Source organism: Streptomyces sp. NRRL B-1347 (assembly GCF_000720325.1).
GTDB lineage: Bacteria > Actinomycetota > Actinomycetes > Streptomycetales > Streptomycetaceae > Streptomyces.
Genome location: NZ_JOJM01000046.1, coordinates 1 through 23,238 on the forward strand (window position 1 = coordinate 1; position 23,238 = coordinate 23,238).

At 73.1% G+C, this 23,238-nt stretch carries 23 protein-coding genes; 12 read left to right on the forward strand and 11 right to left on the reverse strand.

What is annotated here, in order from left to right:
• Positions 1–115 precede the first annotated feature (115 nt).
• Together IG74_RS0130700 and IG74_RS0130705 are read left to right on the forward strand one after the other, a co-directional pair.
• Positions 116–496 (forward strand): YidH family protein, encoded by a 381-nt coding sequence (locus tag IG74_RS0130700; RefSeq protein ID WP_030684037.1) that lies wholly within the window; start codon positions 116–118, stop codon positions 494–496.
• Between the two features lie 4 nt (positions 497–500).
• On the forward strand, positions 501–821 hold the full coding sequence (locus IG74_RS0130705) for a DUF202 domain-containing protein (RefSeq protein ID WP_030684040.1): 321 nt from the start codon (positions 501–503) through the stop codon (positions 819–821).
• 184 nt (positions 822–1,005) lie between these two features.
• Here IG74_RS0130705 and IG74_RS0130710 read toward each other — a convergent pair whose 3' ends face one another.
• Positions 1,006–1,962: an NADP-dependent oxidoreductase gene (locus IG74_RS0130710; protein WP_030684041.1), complete on the reverse strand. Its 957-nt coding sequence runs from the start codon at positions 1,960–1,962 to the stop codon at positions 1,006–1,008.
• Positions 1,963–2,074: 112 nt separating this feature from the next.
• Between IG74_RS0130710 and IG74_RS0130715 the strand changes: the two genes are divergently transcribed.
• From IG74_RS0130715 to IG74_RS0130725, 3 genes are all read left to right on the forward strand, one after another.
• A complete protein-coding gene (locus tag IG74_RS0130715; protein WP_030684042.1) occupies positions 2,075–2,371 on the forward strand; it encodes a hypothetical protein in 297 nt (98 codons plus the stop codon).
• Between the two features lie 165 nt (positions 2,372–2,536).
• Complete coding sequence (locus tag IG74_RS0130720) at positions 2,537–3,571, forward strand: phosphotransferase family protein (protein WP_030684044.1); 1,035 nt, start codon at positions 2,537–2,539, stop codon at positions 3,569–3,571.
• A gap of 9 nt (positions 3,572–3,580) precedes the next feature.
• Positions 3,581–4,795 (forward strand): acyl-CoA dehydrogenase family protein, encoded by a 1,215-nt coding sequence (locus IG74_RS0130725; RefSeq protein WP_030684046.1) that lies wholly within the window; start codon positions 3,581–3,583, stop codon positions 4,793–4,795.
• A 91-nt stretch (positions 4,796–4,886) separates the two neighbouring features.
• Here the strand turns inward: IG74_RS0130725 and IG74_RS0130730 are convergent, their stop codons facing one another.
• Together IG74_RS0130730 and IG74_RS0130735 are read right to left on the reverse strand one after the other, a co-directional pair.
• Positions 4,887–5,480 carry a TetR/AcrR family transcriptional regulator gene (locus tag IG74_RS0130730; RefSeq protein WP_030684047.1) on the reverse strand — a complete coding sequence of 198 codons (594 nt, stop codon included), beginning with the start codon at positions 5,478–5,480 and terminating at the stop codon, positions 4,887–4,889.
• 122 nt (positions 5,481–5,602) lie between these two features.
• Complete coding sequence (locus tag IG74_RS0130735; protein WP_420709966.1) at positions 5,603–6,361, reverse strand: SDR family oxidoreductase; 759 nt, start codon at positions 6,359–6,361, stop codon at positions 5,603–5,605.
• 330 nt (positions 6,362–6,691) lie between these two features.
• Here IG74_RS0130735 and IG74_RS0130740 point away from each other — a divergent pair, with 330 nt between their 5' ends.
• On the forward strand, positions 6,692–8,029 hold the full coding sequence (locus IG74_RS0130740; RefSeq protein ID WP_030684050.1) for an erythromycin esterase family protein: 1,338 nt from the start codon (positions 6,692–6,694) through the stop codon (positions 8,027–8,029).
• A 73-nt stretch (positions 8,030–8,102) separates the two neighbouring features.
• On the opposite strand, the gene IG74_RS0130745 is transcribed toward IG74_RS0130740, so the two are convergent.
• The gene (locus tag IG74_RS0130745; RefSeq protein ID WP_030684052.1) at positions 8,103–9,122 is read right to left on the reverse strand and encodes a LysR family transcriptional regulator; all 1,020 of its coding nucleotides are present in this window, start codon (positions 9,120–9,122) and stop codon (positions 8,103–8,105) included.
• Positions 9,123–9,455: 333 nt separating this feature from the next.
• On the opposite strand from IG74_RS0130745, the gene IG74_RS46390 reads away from it, so the two are divergent.
• Complete coding sequence (locus IG74_RS46390; RefSeq protein WP_051855706.1) at positions 9,456–9,974, forward strand: hypothetical protein; 519 nt, start codon at positions 9,456–9,458, stop codon at positions 9,972–9,974.
• 147 nt (positions 9,975–10,121) lie between these two features.
• Positions 10,122–11,396 (forward strand): hypothetical protein, encoded by a 1,275-nt coding sequence (locus tag IG74_RS0130755; protein WP_030684056.1) that lies wholly within the window; start codon positions 10,122–10,124, stop codon positions 11,394–11,396.
• Positions 11,397–11,501: 105 nt separating this feature from the next.
• Here IG74_RS0130755 and IG74_RS0130760 read toward each other — a convergent pair whose 3' ends face one another.
• Entirely contained in the window at positions 11,502–14,321 is a 2,820-nt protein-coding gene (locus IG74_RS0130760; RefSeq protein ID WP_030684057.1) for a penicillin acylase family protein, read from the reverse strand.
• A 402-nt stretch (positions 14,322–14,723) separates the two neighbouring features.
• Between IG74_RS0130760 and IG74_RS0130765 the strand changes: the two genes are divergently transcribed.
• The gene (locus IG74_RS0130765) at positions 14,724–15,323 is read left to right on the forward strand and encodes a hypothetical protein (protein WP_030684058.1); all 600 of its coding nucleotides are present in this window, start codon (positions 14,724–14,726) and stop codon (positions 15,321–15,323) included.
• A 13-nt stretch (positions 15,324–15,336) separates the two neighbouring features.
• Here the strand turns inward: IG74_RS0130765 and IG74_RS0130770 are convergent, their stop codons facing one another.
• Complete coding sequence (locus tag IG74_RS0130770) at positions 15,337–15,855, reverse strand: hypothetical protein (RefSeq protein WP_030684061.1); 519 nt, start codon at positions 15,853–15,855, stop codon at positions 15,337–15,339.
• A gap of 187 nt (positions 15,856–16,042) precedes the next feature.
• Positions 16,043–16,510 (reverse strand): redox-sensitive transcriptional activator SoxR, encoded by a 468-nt coding sequence (gene soxR / locus IG74_RS0130775; RefSeq protein WP_030684062.1) that lies wholly within the window; start codon positions 16,508–16,510, stop codon positions 16,043–16,045.
• Between the two features lie 95 nt (positions 16,511–16,605).
• On the opposite strand from soxR, the gene IG74_RS0130780 reads away from it, so the two are divergent.
• Positions 16,606–17,070: a MaoC family dehydratase gene (locus IG74_RS0130780; protein ID WP_030684064.1), complete on the forward strand. Its 465-nt coding sequence runs from the start codon at positions 16,606–16,608 to the stop codon at positions 17,068–17,070.
• Here IG74_RS0130780 and IG74_RS0130785 read toward each other — a convergent pair.
• Both IG74_RS0130785 and IG74_RS0130790 read right to left on the reverse strand, forming a co-directional pair.
• Positions 17,061–17,717: a TetR/AcrR family transcriptional regulator gene (locus tag IG74_RS0130785; protein WP_030684065.1), complete on the reverse strand. Its 657-nt coding sequence runs from the start codon at positions 17,715–17,717 to the stop codon at positions 17,061–17,063. The genes IG74_RS0130780 and IG74_RS0130785 overlap by 10 nt on opposite strands.
• 98 nt (positions 17,718–17,815) lie before the next feature.
• The gene (locus IG74_RS0130790; RefSeq protein ID WP_030684066.1) at positions 17,816–18,970 is read right to left on the reverse strand and encodes an acyl-CoA dehydrogenase family protein; all 1,155 of its coding nucleotides are present in this window, start codon (positions 18,968–18,970) and stop codon (positions 17,816–17,818) included.
• Between the two features lie 71 nt (positions 18,971–19,041).
• On the opposite strand from IG74_RS0130790, the gene IG74_RS0130795 reads away from it, so the two are divergent.
• The gene (locus IG74_RS0130795) at positions 19,042–19,686 is read left to right on the forward strand and encodes a TetR/AcrR family transcriptional regulator (RefSeq protein ID WP_030684068.1); all 645 of its coding nucleotides are present in this window, start codon (positions 19,042–19,044) and stop codon (positions 19,684–19,686) included.
• A gap of 55 nt (positions 19,687–19,741) precedes the next feature.
• On the forward strand, positions 19,742–20,701 hold the full coding sequence (locus IG74_RS0130800; RefSeq protein ID WP_051855687.1) for a DMT family transporter: 960 nt from the start codon (positions 19,742–19,744) through the stop codon (positions 20,699–20,701).
• A gap of 17 nt (positions 20,702–20,718) precedes the next feature.
• Here the strand turns inward: IG74_RS0130800 and IG74_RS0130805 are convergent, their stop codons facing one another.
• Both IG74_RS0130805 and IG74_RS0130810 read right to left on the reverse strand, forming a co-directional pair.
• Positions 20,719–21,801: a zinc-binding dehydrogenase gene (locus IG74_RS0130805; protein ID WP_199818905.1), complete on the reverse strand. Its 1,083-nt coding sequence runs from the start codon at positions 21,799–21,801 to the stop codon at positions 20,719–20,721.
• Positions 21,802–21,845: 44 nt separating this feature from the next.
• Positions 21,846–23,234, reverse strand: a complete 1,389-nt coding sequence (locus tag IG74_RS0130810; RefSeq protein ID WP_030684074.1) for an aldehyde dehydrogenase family protein — start codon at positions 23,232–23,234, stop codon at positions 21,846–21,848.
• Positions 23,235–23,238: the final 4 nt, after the last annotated feature.

The following is a 23,238-nucleotide window of genomic DNA, read 5'->3' on the forward strand; positions in this document are numbered from 1 at the left end:
CACGATGACGGGCGGGCCGGGCGGGCCGGGCGGGCCGGGCGGGCCGGACGGGCCGGACGGGCCGAGAACGGGCGAGGCCCCGGCGGCGGCCGGGGACGGGGCCGGGGCCGGGGCTCTGCGGAGCATCCGGCTGTGGTTCAGCCCCGCCCGGCTCCGGGACGAGGGCGCCACCCCGGACTACCGCTTCTCGCTGGCCAACGAGCGCACCTTCCTGGCCTGGCTGCGCACCGCGCTCGCGCTGGTCGGCGGCGGCTTCGCCGTGGACCAGTTCCTGCCGGACCTGCGCTGGGGCGCCCGCGTCGGGCTCGCGCTCGCGCTGCTCGCCGCCGGGGTGCTGTGCTCGCTGCGGGCGGTCAACCACTGGGTGCGGTGCGAGCGGGCCATGCGGCGCGGCGAGGACCTCCCGGCCTCGCGCTTCCCCGCGCTGCTCAGCCTCGCGGTGGCCGTGGTCGCCCTCGCGATGGTGGCGGTCGTCCTCTTCGGGTGGGAGGGGTGAGGCGGTGACGCACGGGGCGGTCGCGGCCCGGGACCCGGGGCTGCAGCCCGAGCGCACCCGGCTCGCGTGGCGGCGTACGACGCTGACGTGCACGGTCGCCGCGGTGCTGGCGGCGCGGACGGCCCTGCACCGCGGCGCGTCGACGGCGGGCGTCGTGGCGTGCGCGCTGTCCCTGCTGCTCTGGCTCGGCTTCCTCGCGGTGGCGCACCGCAGGATCACCGACCTGGCCGTGGCGCGGCCGCGCGCGCTGAGCGCGCGGGCGGCGACGACGGCGGCCCTGTGCACGGCGGCGCTGGCACTGTGCGCGCTGGTGACGGTGTTCTAAGCGGCCTTGGTGAAGTCCGCTGCGGTACGGGCGCGCCCCGAAGGGGCGCGGGGCTGTGCACATGTGCGGCTCCGCCGCGTGGGCGCGACCAGCCACGATGGCGCCGCAGCAGAAGGACGGCACAGCGCGACACTTCCAGCGAAGCGCTTAGGCCTTGCCGCCGGCGCGGCGCCGGCGGCAAGGCCTAGGGCTGGGCCGCCTCCCCCTCCGCCGCCCAGTCCACCGTGACCACGATCTTCCCGCGGGTGCGCCCCTGTTCGCTCAGCCGGTGCGCGTCCGCCGCCCGCTCCAGCGGGAACGTCGCGTCGACGTGGACGGTGAGCACGTCCTGCTCCGCGAGTTCGGTCAGGCGCCGCAGGTCGTCCGCGTCGGGGCGGACGAAGCAGTACTGGCCGCCGAGGCCGATCACGGAGCCGTCGGCGACGGAGGCGAGCCGGCCGCCGGGCGCGAGCAGCTCCGCGGAGACCTTCAGGGTGTCGCCGCCCACGGTGTCGAAGGCTGCGTCGACGCCCTCCGGGGCCAGGGCGCGCACCCGGTCGGCGAGGCCTTCGCCGTAGGTGACGGGCTCGGCGCCCAGCTCCCGCAGATAGGCGTGGTTGCGCTCGCTCGCGGTGCCGATGACGCGGGCGCCCGCGTGCCGGGCGAGCTGGACGGCGAAGGAGCCGACGCCGCCCGCGGCCGCGTGCACCAGGACGACGTCGCCCTCGCCCACGGCGAGCGCCTTGTGCACCACCTGGTACGCGGTGAGCCCGGCGAGCGGCAGGCCCGCGGCCTCCTCGAAGGTGAGGTTGCGGGGCTTGCGGGCCAGGGTGCGCACGGGCGCGGCCACGTACTCGGCGAGCGTGCCGCGGGACAGGAAGTCCTCGCGCACGTAGCCGATGACCTCGTCGCCTACGGTGAACTCCGGGACGGCGACCCCTGGCTGGACCACCACGCCCGCCACGTCCCAGCCGGGGATCACCGGGAAGACCGGGTCGAGGACGGCGTCGAGGTACCCCTCGCGGCACTTGTGGTCGACCGGGTTGACGGCCGCGGCCCGCACCTTCACCAGGACGGTGTCGGGCCCGACCTTCGGGTCGCGCACATCGCCGTACTCCAGGACCTCGGCACCGCCGTACGCGCGGTAGCTGATCGCTTTCATCGAGTCGCCTTACGCAGTCATGACACTACGGAGAACGGTGGCACAACGGGACCAAAGGGGCATCGAGGACTAGCCTGAGAGGGTCATCCGGCCCCTTTCGGGAGGCAGACCCATGACCACCGCCCACCAGGAACACGCCGCCCACGACCACGCGCACGGCCCCGCCTGCGGCCACCCCGAGGTCCCGCACGGCGACCACGTCGACTACGCCCACGACGGCCATCTGCATCGCGCGCACGGCGGCCACTACGACGAGTGCGAACCGGGCGGGCACGTCCCGCACGACGGCCACGACCACCAGCACGGCACGGACTGCGGACACGCCTCCGTAGCGCACGGCGACCACGTGGACTACGTGCACGACGGGCACCGGCACGCGGCCCACGACGGCCACTGGGACGACCACTGACCGCCCGGGTCCCGCACCCGACCGCCTGAAGGCCCCCTGCGGCCGCGATCCTGATCACGTTCGAGCAGCCTCTCTGGACGACATACCGACTGGTCGGCATCATGAACGCCAGCGCATTGTCCGCCAGTTCGACGACTGCCCGTCCACGATCAGGAGCGACCGCCCATGAGCGCAGACCATCCGCCCGGCCTCGACCTCGACCGGCTGCGCGGCCACCTCGACCGCGAACGTCCGGGACTGCTCGGCGGCGGCCCGCTCACCGCCCGCCTCATCGAGGGCGGCCGGTCGAACCTCACGTACACCGTCACGGACGGCACCGACCGCTGGGTGGTGCGCCGCCCGCCGCTCGGGCACGTGCTGGCCACCGCGCACGACATGCGGCGCGAGCACCGCGTGATCAGCGCGCTGCACCCGACCGCCGTGCCGGTGCCGCGCCCGGTGCTGCTGTGCGCGGACGAGTCGGTCATCGGGGCGCCCTTCTACGTCATGGAGTTCGTGGAGGGCACGCCGTACCGCACCGCCGAGCAGCTCGTGCCGCTCGGGCCCGAGCGCACCCGGGCCGCGGTGCTCGGCCTCGTCGACGCGCTCGTGGACCTGCACGCGGTCGCGCCCGACGCCGTGGGGCTCGACGACTTCGGGCGGCCCGAGGGGTTCCTCGACCGGCAGCTGCGCCGCTGGGGCAAGCAGCTCGCGGCCTCGCGCGGGCGCGAGCTCGCCGGCATCGACGAGCTGCACGCGGCGCTCGGCCGGGCGCTGCCCGCCTCGCCCGCACCCGCCGTCGTCCACGGCGACTTCCGCCTGGACAACGTCCTCATCGACTCCTCCGGCGGGACGGACCGCATCGCGGCCATCCTCGACTGGGAGATGTCGACGCTCGGCGACCCGCTGACGGACCTGGGCCTGCTGGTGATGTACAGCGTGCGCCTGGAGGTGCCCGAATCGCCCGTAAGCACCACGGCGGGCGCTCCGGGGCACCCGGACCCCGCCGAACTGATCGAGCGGTACGCGGCCCGCTCCGGGCGCGACGTGTCCGCGGTCTCCTGGTACACGGCGTTCGCCTGGTTCAAGCTCGCCGTGATCCTGGAGGGCATCCACTACCGCTACACCCTGGGCCAGACGGTCGGCGCGGGCTTCGACCGCATCGGCGAACTGGTGCCGCTGTTCATCGAACACGGCCTGACCACCCTCCAGGAAGGCTGATCCGGACCCATGGACTTCGCATTCGACGCCCGTACCGAAGAGCTGCGCGGCAAGCTGCTCGCCTTCATGGACGCGCACGTGTACCCGGCCGAGCGGGTCGCCGACGAGCAGCGGGCCCGGCTCGCCTCCCCCTGGGACACGCCCGCCGTGGTCGAGGACCTGAAGGCCGAGGCCCGCCGCCAGGGGCTGTGGAACCTCTTCCTGCCGGACGCCGAGCACGGCGCGGGCCTGACGAACCTCCAGTACGCGCCCCTCGCGGAAATCACCGGGCGCAGCCCGCATCTGGCGCCCACGGCCCTGAACTGCGCGGCGCCCGACACCGGCAACATGGAGGTGCTCGCCCAGTTCGGCACCGGCGAGCAGCAGAAGCGCTGGCTCACCCCGCTGCTCGCGGGCGAGATCCGCTCGGCGTTCGCGATGACGGAGCCGGAGGTGGCCTCGTCCGACGCCACGAACATCACGACGCACATCCGGCGCGACGGCGACGAGTACGTGCTCACGGGCCGCAAGTGGTACATCTCCGGGGCGATGAACCCGCGCTGTGAGGTCTTCATCGTCATGGGCAAGACGGACCCGGAGGGGCCGGACATCCGCCGCCAGCAGTCGATGGTCCTCGTCCCCCGCGACACCCCCGGCGTCGAGGTGCGCCGCGCCATGACGGTGTACGGGTACGAGGACCACTCCCACGGAGGGCACGCCGAGGTCGTCCTCGACCACGCGCGCGTGCCCGTGACGAACCTCGTCGGCGAGGAGGGCGGTGGCTTCGCCATCGCCCAGGCGCGGCTCGGCCCCGGCCGCATCCACCACTGCATGCGGCTCATCGGCATGGCCGAGCGGGCGATCGAGCTCATGTGCCGCAGGGCGGTCGACCGCACCGCCTTCGGCAAGCCGCTGGCCCGGCAGGGCGTGGTGCAGCAGTGGATCGCCGACGCGCGCGTGACGGTGGAGCAGCTGCGGCTGCTCGTGCTCAAGACGGCGTGGCTGATGGACACCGTGGGCAACAAGGGGGCGCACACGGAGATCCAGGCCATCAAGATCGCGACGCCCCGTGCGGTCGTCGACATCCTGGACCACGCGGTGCAGCTGCACGGCGCGGGCGGGGTGAGCCAGGACTTCCCGCTGGCGGAGCTGTGGGCCGCGGCACGGACGCTGCGCCTGGCCGACGGACCGGACGAGGTGCATCAGCGGTCGTTGGCGCGGCGGGAGCTGAAGCGGTACGTCTGACCTGCGGTGGGCCGGGACGGCGCTGCGACGGGTCAGCGCCCGGGGCCGTGCCCGTCCCGTCGGGCGGGACGGGCACGGCCCCTGCGGAGCCTTACGGGCGGAGGGCCCTCAGCAGCAGGTCCGCCAGGTGGTCCGCGACCTGCTGCGGGGACAGCGGGCCGTCCGGGCGGTACCACGTGGACAGGTGGTGGACCGAGCCGAAGTGGTAGTCCACCACCAGGTCCGCCGGGGTCGCGGAGGAGAAGACACCCGACTCCTGGCCCTCCTCGACCAGCGCGCGGAAGCGTTCGTGGTAGCGGCGGCGCTCGGCCCGCACCTGCTTGTGCTTCTCGGGGCTGAGGTGGTGCATGGACCGGAAGAAGATCGCGGCGTCGTCGAGGTTCGCGATGGTGGTGACCACGACGTCGGCCGCCGCGTCCCGCAGCCGCCGCTCCACGGGCGCGTCCGCGTCCGCGAAGGCGTCGAGCCGCTCCTGCTGGACCCGCAGCATGCGGGCGTAGACCTCGTGCAGCAGGTCGTCCTTGGAGCCGAAGTAGTGGTACAGCGCGCCCTTGGTGACGCCGGCCGCCTCCACGATCTCCTGCACGGACGTGCGGTCGTAGCCGCGGTCGGCGAAGAGCCGGGTGGCGGCGGCGAGCAGCCGCTGCGGGACGGGCGTGCCGTCACCGTCCGTCGTCCTGGCCACTGCCGCCACCTGCCTTCCGTTTCCTGTGGTGCCCGCTGATGCGTGCGCATGACTGTGTTCGATCGTTCACACGGTCTCCGGTGACAACGCGGTTCCCGCCGAAGGATCTTCCCACTGACCGGCTACGGCAGCCGCGTCGCCTCCCACTTCCGCTGGATGTGGTTCATGCTGGTGAGCCACTTGTCGGGGGCGGCGGCCCGGGCCCGGTAGTACTCCGCGACCTCCGGGTGCGGCAGGATCAGGAAGCGGTCGTCGGCCATCCCCGCGAACAGCGCGTCGGCGACGTCCTCCGGCTCGACGGCGGTGGGCACGAGCACGAGTTCGCCCGCGGACCCGGCGGCGGTGAGCATGTCGGTGCGCACGCCCTGCGGGCAGATCGCGTGCACCTTGAGGCCCCGGTGGCGGTAGGTGAGGGACAGCCACTCGGCGAAGGCGTACGCGCCGTGCTTGGTGACGCTGTACGGGGCGGCGCCCACCATGGTGAGCAGCCCGGCGGCGGACACCGTGGACACGAACCGGCCCTCGCCGCGCTCCAGCCAGGCGGGCAGCAGCGCGTGCGCGGCCCGTACGTGCGCCATGACGTTCACGTCCCAGGCGCTCGCCCACACCTGCTCGTCGGCGGCTTCGGTGCCGCCGGACGCGAGGCCCGCGTTGGCGCAGTAGACGTCGACGCGGCCGTCGAGGGCGGCGAGCGCGGCGGGCGCGATCCCGGAGGCGTCGCCCGGCACGGCGAGCCCGCCGATCTCCTCGGCGACGGCGGTGACCTTGGCCGCGTCCAGGTCGTTGACGACGACCCGGGCGCCGGCCGCGGCGAAGCGGCGGGCCAGCGCGGCCCCTATCCCGCCCCCGGCGCCGGTGACGACGACTCCCTTGTCCCGCAAGCTCTCCACGGTCTCCCCTTCGGCCTCGACCACACACTGCCGCACGCGGCCTCACTGCCGCGCGGCCTCACTGCCTCGCTGCTGCCTCGCTGCTGGCTCGCTGGCGTGGCGCGACAGCAGACTAACCGGTCGGTATGCCAGGTGGAAGGGGACATCCGGACCGTGCCGGGCCGCGGCTCCGCGTCCCCTACCGGTTTTCCGGTAGTCCTCAGGGTGCGCGTACCCCCCTCCCGTCCTGGGGGCCTCCCGGCTGGTGACGAGTCGTCGCAGCCGGGATCGTGATTCAGGTCGAGGCGGTTGCGCGGCAGGCGAGTTGAGGGGTGGTTCGGGATGGCACGGACGGCAAGGACGGCGCGGCGCACGGCCCCGCTGCTGGTGGCGGCCGCGGTCGGCGCGGGGGCGCTGATCGCCCCGCAGAGCGCCGGGGCGGCGGCGCGCGAGGACGATCCGGTGCGCGCCCTCGAAAGCGTCGCGCACCCGCTGCGGTCGACCGGACCGGGCGGCGCGGACAAGGACCTGCGGCCGCTGGACGCGATGGTGGGCGGCGCCACGGTGGTGGGCCTCGGCGAGGCCACGCACGGTTCGCACGAGTTCTTCACCATGAAGGACCGGGTCTTCCGCCACCTGGTCGAGGACAAGGGTTTCACCACCTTCGCGCAGGAGGTCAGCTGGACGACCGGGCTGCGCTTCGACGCCTATGTGCGCGGCGGCCCGGGCGACGTGCGCGCGCTCGTCCACCGCGAGCTGGCGAAGACCCCCTGGGACACCGAGGAGTACGTGGACCTGCTCACGTGGATGCGCGCGTACAACGACGAGCACCCGAAGCGGCAGCTCCGCTTCATGGGAAACGACCTCAACTACCCGCAGACGGGCGAGGAGCTGTACGACGGCGTGACGGACTACGTGCGGCGGCACGAGCCCGACCTGCTCCCCCGCATCACCGAGCTGTACGCGCCGCTGCGGCGCCTGACGGACGGCGACGCGCACATGGGCAGGCCCCAGGCGGAGCGCGAGCGCCTCGCGGAGCGGGCCCGGACGGCCTACCGGCTCCTGGAGGAGCGCCGGCCGGAGCACGGCGGCAAGCGGTTCGCCCTCGCCCTGCACCACGCCCGGTCCGTCCAGCAGACCGCGACGATCTACGCCTTCGAGCTGAACACCCCGGACGGCGACCGCGCCGCCATGCTGTACCGCGACCGCATCATGGCGGAGAACACCGCCTGGTGGCAGCGGCACACCGGCACGAAGGTCCTGCTCTCCGCGCACAACGCCCATGTCTCATACGCCTCGTACGACCCGCGCTATCCGAAGATGCAGGGCGCCTTCCTGCGCGACCGCCTCGGCAAGAAGTACGTGAGCGTGGGCTTCACCTTCGACCGGGGCTCCTTCATGGCGCAGCCCGGCGGGGACGGGGCCTGGAAGTCCTTCTCGGTGGGCCCGGCCACCCCGGAGATGAACGAGCACACACTCGACCGGGTCCGCCACGACAACTACTACGTCGACCTGCGCACGGCCCCTGAGGCCGCCCGCTCCTGGCTCCGCACGGCCCGGACGACGTACAGCATCGGCGCGGGCTGGCCCGACGGTCCGTACAAGATCGCGCTGACGCCGTCGCACGACGTGCTCATACATCTGCACGACGTCACGGCGGCCCACCGGCAGTCCTCGTGAGGCAGGGGCGGCGGGACGGTCGGGGCGGGGGGGCGGTCGGGGCGGGGGCTCCGGCCGTGCCGGGCGCGGGGGTTCACTCGCTGAGCCACCAGCGTTCGTTGTCCTTGGCGAGCGCGCCCCACAGGAGGTTCAGCGGGTGGTGCGCGTCGTAGGAGGCACGGTCGCCGCGGCGGGTGAAGACGCCCACCAGGACCTCCGTCCTTGGCCCGACGTCGCCGATGACGTCGAGGCGGCGCAGGCCGCCCGCCTCGGGCAGGCTGCCGGACTCGGCGGCCTCCGCGATGCCGCGCGTGACCAGCATCGCGCCGCTGACCACACCGGAGCGCAGGAGTTCGAAGCCGTAGTGCGCGGCCTCGATCTCGGCCGCGATGGACATCTCCTTGCGGAAGTCGGCGCCGTACCAGGCGGTGAGGAAATGGGCGATGAGACCGCCCGCGGACACCACGAGCGGCAGGCCGGTGAGCGCGCTCGCGGGCAAGGTGGGCCCCGGCAGCTTCCCGGGCGGCAGGTTCGTGAGGATCGAAAGGCCGCTGCGGCGCCACTCGATCACCTCGTAGGGATCGAGCTCCGCCTCCTGGCCCTCGGTGACGACGATGCTGCCGCACACCAGGTCCAGCTCCTTGGACCGCAGCCGGGCGAACAGATCGCCGGTGCGCACATGCGTCACCTTCAGGTCGACGCCCCGGCGTTCATAGGCGTCACTGACGCGCTCCACGGCGTCGAGGAGGAAGCCCAGGGTGTAGCGGGTGGAGCCGACGGACAGGGTGCGGCCGAGCCGGCGGCGGGCGTCGTGGATGCCGTCCGTCCAGGCGGTCAGCGTGCCGCGCGCGAGGGCGACGAGATGCTCGCCGGTCGCGGTGAACAGGACGTCCTTGCCCCGGCCGCGCTTGAGGACGAGCGCCTCACCGCACAGCGTGCCGAACGTGCGGTTCAGCGTGTCCAGTTGCTTCTGCACGCTGGACTGTTCACGGCCGAGCTGGCGCGCGGCGGCGAGCGCCGTGCCGTGCTCATGGACGGCGAGCAGCGTCCGCAGCTGATCCATGGTGGTGTCGAGCAGTTCCGCGGGGTACTGCGGAGGACCGGATAAGACCATGCGAACTTTCTCTCTCCGCTTCCTTTGACGCTCATGGCTGATGCTCTTTGCGTTTTACGGCATTGCAGCATAGCCGCAGCGGAAACTGATCCCCCGATCACCCCAAATTATCTGGGGATTTATTCCAGAAAAACCTGGATGCGTTCGCGGTACCCGTGGAAAGGTCAAGGCAATCCCGATCAACCACCATCTCTGCGAGGAGAGTTGAACCCCGTGAGTCAATACCAGGTCGCGCCCGCGCCGCCCGGCCCCCGCAGCGCGGCCCGAGCGGCCCGCGCGACCAGGCGCCCCGGTTCCCTCACGACCCTGGTCTGGACCTCTGCCGTCTCGGTGGTGTCCGCAGTGATCGGCGCGGTGGTCGTGTTCGCGGGCGGCGACGGCCTGGCCGAGGAGAACATCCTGGACGTCGTCGACGACCACCCGGACGTCGTGGGACTGCCGTCGAATACGTCGGCGGCCGACATCAAGTCCCTCTCCGGACCCCTCTGGGACGAACTGGTCAGCGAACGGGCCGGTACGCTCGCGGCGCGCGCCGGGTTCGCCCTATTCACCGCCGTGGCCGTGCTCGTATTCACGCTCTGCGCCCGTAAGAAGGCGGCGACGTGGACGCGCGTTCTCCTTACCATTTCGGGTGTGATCGCCCTGTTCCCCCATTTCCTCATCTTGGGGGACTACGAACCCGATTCCGTCATGGCGTTCAGTTTCGTGACGCTGCTCGCCACGGTCGCGCTGATCGTGTGTGCCTGGCTGCCGGGCACCAACCGTTACGCGCGCGAACGGAAGGCCGCCGCCGCGCCCGTGGCCGCGCCGCCCGCCGCGCCGGGCGATGGCTACGGCCACCCGCCCCGGTGACGCACGGGGGCCGGTGCGTCCGGGGGACGGCACCGGCCTCCGTGTCCTGATTTGCTGCCTGTTTCCGCCGTCCAGTGTCCCGTGATCACAGGAAACATCCGGTATGTCATGCCGCGGATCTGGCCAGCGGCCCCGTGCGGCGGGACGATGGTGGTCGTGGAGCCCTACTGGGAGTTGACCTTCGACGCCGACGGGGACGTCGACGCCGCGCAGCGCGACCGGCTCCTGTCCGGCGCCGAGGACGAGCGCGTCACCGATCTGCTGGTGTTCGCTCATGGCTGGAACAACGACCAGCGGCGTGCCCGCGCGTTGTACCGGCGCTTCTTCACCCCCTTCGCCGCGCTCGCGGGGCCGGACGTGCGCCTCGGCTACGTCGGCGTGCTCTGGCCCTCGGTGCGCTTCCCCGACGAGCGCATCCCGGACTTCGAGCCGTCCGCGGCCCCCGGGGTCCCCGCGCCGCCCGCCCTCGACGAACCGACGCGGCGGCTGCTCGCCCAGGTGTTCCCCGGACCCGAGCAGGCGGCGCGGATCGACCGCCTGGCCCGGCTCCTCGAAGAGCGCTCCGAGGTCCGCTCCCGCCTGGACGAGTTCGCGCGGCAGGTGCGCGACCTGGTGGCGGTGCGCGAGTCCAGCCCCGCGCACGAGTTCGCCGACGACACCGGCGCGGGCGAGCCCGCGATGCTCACCGACGACGCGGTCGAGGTCTGCGAGGTCCTGGCCGCCGCCCTCGCGAGCACGGGCGACCACCCCGAACTCCTCGGCGGGCTGCGCAAACGGCTGTGGCACGGGGCCCGCGAACTGCTGCGCCAGGGCTCCTACTACGCGATGAAGCGCCGCGCGGGCGCCGTCGGCCAGTTGGGCCTTGGGCCCGCGCTCGGGCTGCTCGACGCGGACGTGCCCCGGCTCCGGGTGCACCTGGTCGGGCACAGCTTCGGCGCCCGCCTGGTGTCGTACGCGCTGCGCGGCATGCCCGCGGGAGTGGAGTGCGTGAAGTCGGCGACGCTGCTGCAAGGGGCCTTCTCGCACTACGCGTTCAGCGAGCGGCTGCCGCACGACCGGTCGCGCGGCGGTGCCCTGCGCGGGGTGCAGCAGCGGGTCGACGGCCCGCTGGTGGCCTGTTTCTCGCGCCACGACGACGCCCTCGGCAAGCTCTATCCGCTCGCCTCCAAGCTCGCCGGGGACTCTGCGAGCTTCCTGGCCCTGTGGGAGCGGTGGGGCGCCGTCGGGTTCGACGGATTCAAAGCCACGGACGGCGCCGGGCGCGTGCGGCTCGGCTCCGCGGTGCCCCGGCGGGGGTGCGTGAGCGTGGACGCCGCCGCGGTGGTGAGGCGGGGTGGTCCTCCCGGCGGGGCGCACAGTGACATCTGCCACGAGGAGCTGGCTCGGGTTGTGTGTGCGGCCGGGCGGATTGGTGGGGTGTGAGCGCCGTTGGGGGTGTGAGCGCCGTTGGAGTGTGGGTGGGTGGGGAGCTGCGCGTTCGTTGTGGCTGAGCGCGCAGTTCCCCGCGCCCCTTCGGGGCACGCACCGTCAGCGGTGTCGGGGGAACTCCACCACCTGTTGGTACGTCGGGCGGTTCTGCCATTGGATCGGGCGGTGCGTGATGCCGCCGAGGGGGCGGTGGATCACCGCGTCCGCGCACCACTGGTCGCCCGCCTTGCAGGCGGCGTCACCGGGGTAGACCTCTGACGCCGGGGCGGCGACGGCCTGCTTGAGGGTGGTGAGGAGCGTCTCACGGCAAGCGTCGAGCGTGCCGCCGCCGCAGTACGCGGTGCGGCTCCAGCCCTCGGCTGGCTGTCCGAGTACGGTCCGCAGGTCCTTGTCGACATAACCCCACCAGCCGTACTGGAAGGCGGATCCGGCGTGCGCGCCGGTCGGGCCGTGGCCCGCGGACGGTGCCTCGTCGACGCCGAGCTGCGCGGTCAGCGCGTCGTAGAGGTCCTTGCCGAGACCGGGCTTGAACGCGGCCTCGACGAGCCTCGGCCACCAGGCGTCCATGACGCGCACGGCGTCGGGGTGGGCGTAGGTGTGCGAGCCGCGCGCCGTCTCCTTGCGCTGGGCGCCCGCCTTGCGCCAGGCCTCCAGCTGCTGCACGGCCTTGGCGAGTTCGGGGTCGTCGACGGCCTTGGCGCCGATGACTTGGAGCAGCTCCGGCAGCACCTGTTCGCCGCGCAGGTCGGTGACGGCCGCCTCGGCCATGGCCCGGGTGAGCGAGGCCCGGGTGACGCCGCCGCCCGCGACGAGCGCCTTGACCCGGTCGTCGAGCAGGTCGCCGCGGTGCACGGCGCCCATGCCGAAGCCGCCGGAGGTGTAGTCGGTGGCCTGCTTGTTGTTCCAGGAGACGTAGTAGTCCTGGTTGACGGACTGCGGGTGCGCGGCGGGCGGTGTCTGCGCCGAGGTGTTGTCCCGCGGGTCGAAGTCCCGCCACTCGTAGGCCTGCTGGGCGTGGACGGGGAAGTTCGGGTCGACGCCGTCGGCGCGCTCGGGGTTGGCGCCGCTGTTGTAGTACGCGGTGTCGCGGGAGTCGGCGTAGAACCAGTTGAAGGCGTAGGAGATGTGCTGGGCCGCCTGCTTGAAGGAGGCGGCGTCCTTGACGTGTCCAGGGTCGTTCAGCATCTGGAAGCCGATGATCGAGTCGGCCTCGTGGCGGTAGGTGGAGCGCAGCGAGACGTACGCGACGGGCTTGCCGTCGATCGTGGCGCGGTGCGTGACGACGCCGAGCTGCGTGCGGAACACCTGCATGCGGTAGGAGCCGGCGGCCGTGGAGTCGGCGACGGTCGGCTTCCAGGCGTTCTTGCGCTCCAGCTTCTCCATGGGCGTGCAGGTGCCCCGGTAGCGGTAGTGCGCCGACTGCTTGGTGGGGCTGCCGCCGCCCGGTTCGCACAGCTCGACGGCGTACGTGTCGGTGATGTCCTGCGTCGCGGAGGTCGCCGACCACGCGTAGTCCTGGCCGCGGCCGAGCTGGACGTACATGCCGACACCGGCGAAGGACACGCCGCGCGCGCTGATGCCGGGGCCCTGGAGCTCCTGCTGCATCAGGAGCTGCGGGGCGAAGTAGCCGGTCTGCGGCCCGAAGACGGCGACGGGGTGGCCGCTCGCGGTGTGCCTGCCGGAGACGAGCAGGGCGTTCGACATGCCCTTGTGCTGCCCCGTCCTGCCGAACAGGTCGGCGGGCAGCACCCCGTCGTCGTACATCCCCTGGAGGGGCTTCAGCTTCTTCGGGGCCCTGACGGGGTCCTTGGCCCGGGTCTTAGCGCCGCCCTCGCGGTCGTACACGAGCTGTTCGCGCTGGACCGAGCCCGGGTCGGGCAGGGCGGTGCCGCGCGCTTCGTCGGGCTTGCCCGCGTACGGGAAGCGGGTGCCGTCGTGGATGGTCTGGACGGTCTCCGGGTCGTTGCGGGCGCGGAACTCCTCCCAGATCCGGCTGCCCTTCTCGACTCCGTACTTGTTCTGCGCGGCGAGCAGCGAGAGCGCGGACTCGACCTCTCCGCCGCCGCCGTTGCCGAACAGGCCGCCGACCACGGACGCCAGGGCGATCATGTCGGTGACCTTGAAGGGCTCGATCTCGCCGACGTTCGTGATCGCGTCGATCTTGCCGGTCAGGACGTACTCGCCGGGGAAGTAGCGGCCGTTCTTGGACTGCGTGCGGTAGGCGTTGAGGCCGTCGATGTAGGCCTGCGCGTCCGCCATGGCCTGCCGGCCGCGCTCGCCCTGCGTGGTCCTGATGTACTCGACCTGCCGCTCCAGGTCCTGCTCGGTGTACGGGGCCTGCGGCCAGAACTGCTGCTCCAGGCCCTGGTTCGACGGCGCGCCGCCCGCGAACGGGGTCAGCTGGCCGCGGCCGATGTGCCGGAACAGGTCGATGAGCCAGAGCCGGTCCTGGCCCGCGGCGTAGCCCGCGCCGAACTCGGTGCCGTAGCGGGTGCTGCCCTGGATGTGCGGGACGCCGTACTTCTTGTCGCGCGTGATGGTCACGTCGTCGCGCGGCTTGGTGACGGAGGCGACCTGGTCCGGCTCGACGCCGAAGGAGGAGTCGCCGAAGAACTCGCCGAGCTTGTCGTCGGTCAGCGAGGGGTAGCCGGTGGCCAGCGCGTCGTACGGGCCGACCTGGTCGTCGGCGTGGGCGGGCCGGGTGCCGAGGACGCGGTGGCTGAGGATCTCGGCGAGCGTGGCGTTGCCGTTGGCACCGGGCGGCAGGACGTCCGCGCAGCCGTCGCCGCAGAAGTCGGGGGCGGCGGGCGGCGGTTCGGCGGCGGCCGCGCCGGGGCCCGGCGCGAGCAGCAGGGAGGCGCCGAGGGCCAGGGCCGCCGAGGTGGTGAGGGTTCTGAGCCGTGCGCTGCGTAGTCGCATGGATGCTCCTCCGGATGGCCGTCGCGGCGGAGGTTACTGCTGGGTTGTCGAACCTGAAAGATGAACAACCGTCGCCTTTTCACAACCGCCACAAGCCGTCGCTCCGCCGTGGCCGCCCGTCTCCGCCGCGGCCGCCCGTCACCGATGCGGCCGCCCCGCCCCGGGCGGTCCGCGGGTGCGCGCGGGGGCTCGCTCCGGACCTGTGCGAAGTCTGTGCGCGACCTGTGCGCCCCGGCCCCCACGGCACCTCCACATCCGTCACGCATTGACGCTGACCTGCGGGGAACGCGCTGATGAGTAGCCATCGGAAATCGGATGGCACCAAATCGCGTGTCGATACGTCTACTCGATGTCCGCCGGGTCACTGGCGACGTCCGAGAAGTGTGACGGAGGTGCAGGGCGATGGCCGGATTCCGGAGTCTCGCGAGACAGGTGCGTGACCCGCACAGCGACTTGGCGCTGCGGCGGTACTCACTGCGCAAGTGCTTGGAGAGATTCGCCCCCTACGGCCACCGGGCGACCTGGGACCACCTGTGCTCCCGCGCGGGTTTCGGTCTCGAGGACCGGTCGCCCGACCCCGCGCGGCTCGTGGCCGCGCTCGACGAACTGCAGGCGGCCCGCACGGTGTGGCTCGCCTATGAGGAGAGCTTCGCGCGCCGCCGCCGCCGGGAGAAGCACGACGGCCTGCGCCGGCCCGGCAGCGTCGACGACTGGCACCGCTGCACGTGGGGCGGGCACGGGGTCGCCTGGTGCGACGACCCGGACGTGCACCCCTCCGCGCCGCTCGCCGACGTGCTGCGCAGGCTCATCACCGCACTGGAACGAGAGCCGGGCGCCGCCTGCCCCGTGTGCGGCGACGCGGCCCTCGAATGGCGCTACGGCCTGGCGCACGTCCCGTCGGCAGGCCCCGTCTGCACCGGCTGCGGCATCGTGGTGCCCGCGCCGGTCCTCACCCCCGAGGCGGTGCGGCGGTCGCGCTCGCGATCGCTGGTCTCCGCCTGAGGGACAGCCGAACCTAGGGCCTGACGACGTCCGTCTGGATGGCCAGCTTGAGCTCGGCCAGCATGAGCGGCGCGGCGAGCTGCACGTCGCCGGGGCCGCGCGCGGAGATCTTCAGGCCCACCGGCGTCCCCGGGTGCACGAACATCTGCCAGCTGTACGTGCGGTACTGACCGCCGCGGGTGGGCACGAAGTCGGTGGTGGCGGTGGAGTCGTAGCCCGTCGAGAGGTTCAGCGGGTCGCGCACGAAGCGCGCGCGGTACTCCGTCGGCCTGCTGTCGGGTTCCCAGAAGACCATCGCCGACAGCGTGCCCCAACCGTCGTGGCTGGGCCATATCAGGCCCGAGCGCGCGTCGGGGAACTTCGACGGCTTGGTGGCGCCGTGCAGCGGGTCGTGCATGCGCCAGGGGTCGTACGCCTCCTCGTCCGCGGCGTACGGAAAGCGCACCAGGTGGTACCCGTCGCTGTCATAGGTGATGCGCTGCCGGCCCGAGCGGGCCGCTTCCCATTTCAACGAGCAGATGACGACGCTCATCGGCTCTCCCCGTGTGTGTGGTCCCCGTGTGTGTCATGACGCCGTGCCCGGGCGGCGGCCGAAGCGATCGCCGCCGGGGCGCGTGACGTACATGTACACCTCACGGCGCCGCGCGGAAAGGACTCGGGCGCGCTCCGGGGTGCGACGGCGGGAGTTCCCGGGCGGTCGGCGCGGGGGCCGCCGCGGGTCAGCGCGCGGCGCGGCGTTCGTTGAGGAGGCGGGAGCCGACGAGGCGGTCACCGAAGACGTCGTCCGGGTTGGACAGGACGCAGGTCTCCAGGGACAGGCAGCCGCAGCCGATGCAGTCCGTGAGGTGGTCCCTGAGGCGGCCCAACTGCTTGATGCGCTCGTCGAGTTCGGACCGCCAGGTCTGGGAGAGCCCGGCCCAGTCCTCCCGCGTCGGCGTCCGCCCCTCCGGCAGCTCCGCCAGGGCGTCGCGGATGGTCGCGAGCGGGATGCCCACCCGCTGCGCGGCCCGGATGAAGGCGACGCGGCGCAGCGTGTCACGGCTGTAGCGGCGCTGGTTGCCCGAGGTGCGGCGGCTGCTGATGAGCCCCTTGGCCTCGTAGAAGTGCAGCGCCGACACGGCGGCGCCGCTGCGCGCCGACACCTGGCCGACGGTCAGTTCGTGGATCTTCTCTGGGATCTGGGGCACCCCTCGAAGCCTACTGGTCCGTGCGTTGACACCGGTCGGCGCACCCAGCATGCTGAGCAAGCGCTTAGTTTCGCCCATCTACGGGAGGCCCGCACATGGCAGAGCCGAGGATCTTCACGTCAGCCGATGAGCTGCGCGCCGCGGTCGGCGAGCAGTTGGGGCACAGCGACTGGCTGGAGGTCGACCAGAAGCGGATCGATCTGTTCGCGGAGGCCACCGGCGATCACCAGTGGATCCACGTGGATCCGGAGCGGGCGGCCGCGGGGCCGTTCGGGGCGACGATCGCGCACGGGTATCTGACGCTGTCGCTGCTCCCCGTGCTCGTCCCGCAGGTGCTGCGCGTGGAGGGCATGCGGATGGGCCTCAACTACGGCACGAACAAGGTGCGCTTCCCCTCCCCCGTACCCGTCGGCTCACGGCTGCGCGCGACCGTCGCGCTGACCGAGGCGGAGCCGACGAAGGACGGCGGGGTGCAGGTGACGGCGGCGGTCACGGTGGAGCGCGAGGGCGCGGACAAGCCCGCGTGCGTGGCCGATTCGGTGTCGCGCTACTACTTCTGAGCCGGTTCCGGCTCCGCGTCGGCAGGGGTCCGCGCCCCCACCATCCGCAGCACGAGGTCGGCGTACAGCGCGCCGACCTCGTCCGGCGTCCTGCGCCCCTCGACGTTGAACCAGCGGGCCACGTCGATGCACAGGGACAGCACGGCGAGGGTGGTGCCGGGGACGTCGGGGACGTCGAACTCGCCCGCGCGCACGCCGTCGTTGATGATCTCGCGCACGGCGGCGTCGGACCTGCGGCGCAGCGCCACGATCTCGGTGCGGTGCTCGGGGCCGAGCGCGTCGAGTTCGTACTGCACGACCCGTGCGGTCATGTGGTGCCCGGCGTGCCAGCGGACGAAGGAGCGCACGGCGTCGGCGAGCCGCTCGGCGGCGCTGCCCCCGCCGTCGGCCGCGCTGCGCAGGATGGCCAGGGCCTTGTCGTGGCCGAGCCTGCTGATGCGGTGGAGGAGCTCCTCCTTGGTCTTGTAGTGGATGTAGAGCGCGGCCGGGCTCATCCCGGCGCGGCCCGCGATGTCACGGGTCGTCGTGGCGTGGTAGCCGCGCTCGGCGAAGGCCTCGACCGCGGCGACCAGCAGCCGCCTCGCCGCGTCGGGACTGACCTCGGCCCACGGCTGTTCCTCGCCGAGAGTCTCCTTCGCCGCGCCCATGCGCACCCCTTCCACCGATCCGGACCGTCACCCTACCCTGAGGGTGAGCAAGCGCTTAGGCAAGTGGCCCTGCCGCCTCCGGAGGGCGGAAGGGCCGGTCAGAAGGCGGAGACTCCGGTCAGCGCGCGCCCGATCACCAGCTTCTGGATCTGGCTCGTGCCCTCGTAGAGGGTCATCACCCGGGCGTCGCGCACGAGCTTGCCGACCGGGTACTCGTCGATGTAGCCGTAGCCGCCGAAGACCTGGAGCGCCTGGTTCGCGGCGCGCACGGCGGCCTCCGACGCGAACAGCTTGGCCTTGGACGACTCGGTGGCGAACGGCAGGCCGCGGTCGACGAGGTCGGCGACCCGCCAGGTGAGCAGCCGGGCCGCGTCCACGTCCACGGCGATGTCGCTGAGCAGCTCCTGGACGAGCTGGTGGTGGGCGATGCTCCGGCCGAACTGCTCGCGCTCGGTCGCGTAGGCCACCGCCGCGTCGAGGGCGGCCTGGGCTATGCCCACGCACCCCGCGGCCACCGACATCCGCCCCTTGGCGAGGGCCGCCATGGCCACCGAGAAGCCCTTGCCCTCGGGGCCGAGCAGCGCGCCCGCGGGCACCCGGACGTCGTCGAGGACCAGCTCGGCGGTGGCCTGGCCGCGCAGGCCGAGCTTGCCGCGCACGGCCCGGCGGGTCAGCCCTGCCGCGTCCGTCGGCACGAGGAAGGCGGAGACGCCCTTGTGCCCGGGCGCGTCGTTCGTCCGCGCGAACAGGAGCACGACGTCGGCCCAGGTGCCGTTCGTGATGAACATCTTGGTGCCGTTGACGACGTACGCGCCGTCGCCGTCGCGGACGGCCCTGGTGGTGAGGTTGCCCGCGTCGGAGCCCGTGCCCGGCTCGGTGAGCCCGAAGCAGCCCACGGCCGTGCCGGAGGTGAGGCAGGGCAGCCACTGCCGCTTCTGCTCCTCGCTCCCCCAGGCGGCGATGGACTTGGCGACGAGCCCGAGGGAGACCGAGACGATGCCGCGCACGGAGGAGTCGCCGCGGCCGAGCTCCTCGGTCACCAGGCAGTACGCGAGGTGGTCGCCGCCGCTGCCGCCGTACGCCTCGTCGATGGTGAGGCCGAGGAAGCCGACGTCGCCGAGCTTGCGCACGATGGCCTTGTCGACGCATTCGGCCCGGTCCCAGGCGGCCGCGTGCGGGGCTATCTCGCGCTCGACGAAGTCCTTGGCGAGCCGCCTGACGGCGTCCTGCTCCTCGCTGAGCTCCAGGTTCATCGAAGCCTCCCCGCCCGACGGAGTTTTAATTAGCACTGCTAGTTTCTGGTGGCAGCCCTACTATGTGCCGCATGGCCCGACCGCGCAAGCCCCTCCTCAGCCGCGACCGCATCGTCGACGCGGCGCGCTCCCTCGTGGACGCCGAGGGCCTCGCCGCGGTCTCCACCCGCCGCCTCGCCGCCGAACTGGGCGTCAGCGGGCCCTCCCTCTACAACCACTTCGCCACCAAGGACCAGATCCTGGAAGCGGTGGCGGACTCGGTGAGCGCGCAGGTCGACCTGTCGATGTTCGAGGACGGCCGCGACTGGCGCGCCGCGCTGCACGACTGGGCCGTCTCCTACCGCGCCGCGCTCACCCGGCATCCGAACATCGTCCCCGTGCTCGCCCGCGGCCCGGGCCGCCGCCCCGCGGGCCTGCGCCTCGCGGACGCGATGTTCGGCGCCATGGTCGACGCGGGGTGGCCCCCGGCGCAGGCCACCTCGATCGGGGCGCTGATGCGGTACTTCATCATGGGCTCCGCGCTCGGTTCCTTCGCGGGCGGCTTCGTCGACGACGAGGCGGCGTACGACCCGGCCGACTACCCCCACCTCGGCCAGGCCCATCTGCTCGCGGAGCACCAGGAGCTGGTGGACGAGCGGGCCTTCGACGCGGGGCTCGCGGCCCTGCTCGACGGGCTCGCCCTGCAGTACGAGCGGGTGTGCGCCGCCACGGGCTGAGCCCGCGCCGGACCTTTCGGCCGGGGCCGAACTGTCGGCCCCGTACGTTTCGTTCATGACTGTCACTCAAGGCGCGACCGGGACCGCGGCGTCGTCCACAGCGGCCCCGTCCCGGCGCCCCCAGCTGCTCGCCGCGGGTGCCGCGGCGTTCACCGTGGTCCTGTGGGCCTCCGCGTTCGTGTCCGTGCGCAGCGCGGGCGCCAGTTACGCGCCGGGGGCGCTCGCGCTGGGGCGGCTGCTCACCGGGGCCCTCGTGCTCGGCCTCATCTGTGTCGTCCGCGGGGAAGGGCTCCCGCCCCGGTCCGCGTGGCGCGGCATCGCCCTCTCCGGGCTGCTGTGGTTCGGGCTCTACATGGTGGCGCTCAACTGGGGCGAGCAGCAGGTCGACGCGGGCACGGCCGCGCTCCTGGTGAACGTCGGGCCGCTCCTCGTGGCGCTCTTCGGCTCCCGGCTCCTCGGCGAGCCGCTGGCGCCGCGGCTGCTCGCGGGCCTCGCCCTCTCGTTCGCGGGCGTGGTCGCCGTCGGCCTCTCGATGTCGGGGGGCGGCGACGCGTCGCTGCTCGGCGTGGTCCTGTGCCTGGTCGCGGCCCTGGGGTACGCGGTGGGGATCGTCGCCCAGAAGCCCGCCCTGGGCAGCGCGAGCCCGCTCCAGGTGACGACGTACGGCTGTCTGGTGGGCGCGGTGGCGTGCCTGCCGTTCGCCGGACAGCTCGTCCACGACGCCGCGCGCGCCCCGGCGTCGGCGACGCTCAACATGCTGTACCTGGGCGTGTTCCCGACCGCGCTCGCCTTCACCACCTGGGCCTACGCCTTGTCCCGTACGACCGCGACGCGGATGGGCGCGACGACGTACGCGGTGCCCGCCCTCGTGGTGCTGCTGTCGTGGGCGGCCCTGCACGAGGTGCCGGGCGCGGTGACGCTCGGCGGCGGGGCGCTGTGCCTCGCGGGGGTGGCGGTGTCACGGTCGCGGTCCCGACGCCCCGACAGCGGGGCTGAGTCCCGACAGCGGGGCTGAGGTGCCCGACCGCCGCCCTAGAACACCACCAGCGCCCGGCCGCCCTTCCCCGCCACCATGTTCTCGAACGCCCCCGGAATGTCCCCCAGGCCGATCCGGTCCGTCACCATCAGCCCCAGATCGAGCCGCCCGGCCCGTACGTGCTCGGCGATGACCGGCAGGTCCCGTGCCGGGTCCGTGTTGCCGTAGACGCAGCCGGAGAGGGTGCGGCCCCAGTGGAAGATCTCCAGGGCGTTGAAGGTGACCTGCTGGTCCTTGCCGCCGATGCCGACGACCGTGGTGCGGCCGCCGCGGCGGGTGGACTCCCAGGCGGTGCGGATGGTGACCGCGCGGCCCACGCACTCCACGGCCACGTCGACGCCGTGGCCGCCGGTGAGTCCGCGCAGCTCACGGGCCGTGCCGTCGGAGGCGACGACGTAGTCCGTGGCGCCGGCCGCGCGGGCCAGGGCCTCCTTCTCGGGGGACACGTCGACCGCGAGCACCCGGGCCGCCCCGGCGATCCGCGCCGCCTGGAGCGCGGCGAGGCCCACCCCGCCGACGCCGAAGACGGCGACCGTCTCGCCCTCGCGGACGCGCGCCGCGTGGTGCACCGCGCCGTAGCCGGTGAGGACGGCGCAGCCGAGGAGGGCGGCGTCGGCGAGGGGCACGCCCGCGGGCGCGGGCAGGACGCAGGCCGCGGCCACCACCGTCTCCTCCGCGAACGCGGCCACGTTCAGGCCGGGGTGCAGCTCGGTGCCGTCGGCGCTGCGGGCGTACACGGCGCCCGCGCCGGTGAGCGCGTTGCCGCACAGCCAGACCTCGCCGAGCCCGCAGGCGTGGCAGTCGCCGCAGGACGGCGCCCAGTTGAGGACCACGCCGTCGCCCGGCGCGACGTGGGTGACGCCCTCGCCCACGGCGAGCACGGTGCCCGCGCCCTCGTGGCCGAGCACCGCGGGGACCGGTACGCGCATCGTGCCGTTCGTCAGGGACAGGTCGGAGTGGCAGACCCCGGCGGCGGCCAGGCGCACCCGCACCTGGCCAGGACCCGGGTCGGGCAGCTCGATGTCGGTGATCTCCAGCGGGGAACCGATGGCGGGCAGTACGGCGGCGCGGACCACGATGGCGAATCCTCCAGGGGAGTGGGAAGGGCTTGTCGGAGAGGCGGCTAGAACTGGAGCGACTTGGTCTGGAGGTACTCCGCCAGGCCGTGGCGGCCCAGTTCGCGGCCGACGCCCGACTGCTTGTAGCCGCCGAAGGGGGCGAGCGGGTTGAAGCCGCCGCCGTTGATGTCGACCTGGCCGGTGTCGAGGCGGCGTGCGAAGGCCACCGCCTCCGCGTCGTCGGCCGCCCACACCGCGCCCGCGAGACCGTACACGGTGCCGTTGGCGATCTCCTCGGCCTCGGCCTCATCCGCGTACCGGATGAGGGAGACGACCGGGCCGAAGATCTCCTCCTGGGCGATGGTCATCCCGGGAGTGACGTCGGCGAAGACCGTGGGGCTCACGTAGTAGCCGCGCTCGCGCGGTGCCTCGGGGCCGCCCACCACGAGGCGGGCCCCCTCCGCCACGCCCCGCTCGATGTAGCCGCGCACGCGGTCGCGCTGCTTCTCGCTGACGACGGGGCCGATGCGCTCGCCGTACTTGCCCGCGGCGCGCGCGGCGAGCTCGACCGCCTCGTCGTAGCGCGAGGTGTGGACGAGCATGCGGGTCCAGGCGCTGCACGTCTGGCCCGAGTTGGCCATGACGTTGGCGACGCCGACGTGCACGGCCTTGGCGAGGTCGGCGCTCGGCAGGATGACGTTGGCTGACTTGCCGCCGAGTTCGAGGGCGACGCGCTTGACGGCCGCGCCCGCGATCGCGCCGATCTTCCTGCCGACCGCCGTGGAGCCGGTGAACGAGACGAGGTCCACGCCCTCGTGCTCGGCGAGCGCCTGGCCCGCGACCGGGCCGAGCCCTGTGACCAGGTTGAACACCCCCGCGGGCAGGCCCGCGTCGTGCACGATCTCGGCGAACAGCCGCGCCGTGAGCGGGGTGTCCTCGGCGGGCTTGAGCACCACGGTGCAGCCCGCGGCGAGGGCCGGGGCGACCTTGGCGACGATCTGGTGGAGGGGGTAGTTCCAGGGGGTGATCGCGCCGACGACGCCCACGGGTTCGGCGTGGACGACGGAGTTGCCCACCTTCTCCTCGAAGGGGTGGGTCGCCGCGAGTTCGGCGTACGAGCCCGCCACGAGGATCGGCACCCCGGCGTGGACGGCTTCGGCGAACGGCAGCGGGGCGCCCAGTTCGGCGGCGACCGTCTCGGCGATCTCTCCCTTGCGGGCGACGAGGCCGTCGCGGATCGCGGCGAGCCGCGCGGCGCGCTCCGCGGGCGGGGTCGCCCGCCAGCCGGGGAGCGCCGCGCGCGCGGCCCCGACCGCGGCCGCGACGTCCTCGGCGGCGGCCGCGGGGACGTGCGCGATGACCTGCTCGTCGGCCGGGTTCACCACCGGGGTGGTGTCCTGGGTGGTGGCGGGGCGCCACTGCCCCGCGATGTACATGCCGGTGTGGGGCTTCATGAGG

Excerpts from the sequence above, each read along its gene's own strand:
- IG74_RS0130740 (WP_030684050.1), top strand. The coding sequence starts at position 6,692 with ATGGCACGGACGGCAAGGACGGCGCGGCGCACGGCCCCGCTGCTGGTG.
- IG74_RS0130720 (WP_030684044.1), top strand. The coding sequence starts at position 2,537 with ATGAGCGCAGACCATCCGCCCGGCCTCGACCTCGACCGGCTGCGCGGC.
- IG74_RS0130725 (WP_030684046.1), top strand. The coding sequence starts at position 3,581 with ATGGACTTCGCATTCGACGCCCGTACCGAAGAGCTGCGCGGCAAGCTG.
- IG74_RS0130760 (WP_030684057.1), bottom strand. The coding sequence starts at position 14,321 with ATGCGACTACGCAGCGCACGGCTCAGAACCCTCACCACCTCGGCGGCC.
- IG74_RS0130765 (WP_030684058.1), top strand. The coding sequence starts at position 14,724 with ATGGCCGGATTCCGGAGTCTCGCGAGACAGGTGCGTGACCCGCACAGC.
- IG74_RS0130795 (WP_030684068.1), top strand. The coding sequence starts at position 19,042 with ATGGCCCGACCGCGCAAGCCCCTCCTCAGCCGCGACCGCATCGTCGAC.
- IG74_RS0130780 (WP_030684064.1), top strand. The coding sequence starts at position 16,606 with ATGGCAGAGCCGAGGATCTTCACGTCAGCCGATGAGCTGCGCGCCGCG.
- IG74_RS0130770 (WP_030684061.1), bottom strand. The coding sequence starts at position 15,855 with ATGAGCGTCGTCATCTGCTCGTTGAAATGGGAAGCGGCCCGCTCGGGC.
- IG74_RS0130785 (WP_030684065.1), bottom strand. The coding sequence starts at position 17,717 with ATGGGCGCGGCGAAGGAGACTCTCGGCGAGGAACAGCCGTGGGCCGAG.
- IG74_RS0130810 (WP_030684074.1), bottom strand. The coding sequence starts at position 23,234 with ATGAAGCCCCACACCGGCATGTACATCGCGGGGCAGTGGCGCCCCGCC.
- IG74_RS0130745 (WP_030684052.1), bottom strand. The coding sequence starts at position 9,122 with ATGGTCTTATCCGGTCCTCCGCAGTACCCCGCGGAACTGCTCGACACC.
- IG74_RS0130755 (WP_030684056.1), top strand. The coding sequence starts at position 10,122 with ATGGTGGTCGTGGAGCCCTACTGGGAGTTGACCTTCGACGCCGACGGG.
- IG74_RS0130800 (WP_051855687.1), top strand. The coding sequence starts at position 19,742 with ATGACTGTCACTCAAGGCGCGACCGGGACCGCGGCGTCGTCCACAGCG.
- IG74_RS0130790 (WP_030684066.1), bottom strand. The coding sequence starts at position 18,970 with ATGAACCTGGAGCTCAGCGAGGAGCAGGACGCCGTCAGGCGGCTCGCC.
- IG74_RS0130710 (WP_030684041.1), bottom strand. The coding sequence starts at position 1,962 with ATGAAAGCGATCAGCTACCGCGCGTACGGCGGTGCCGAGGTCCTGGAG.
- IG74_RS0130715 (WP_030684042.1), top strand. The coding sequence starts at position 2,075 with ATGACCACCGCCCACCAGGAACACGCCGCCCACGACCACGCGCACGGC.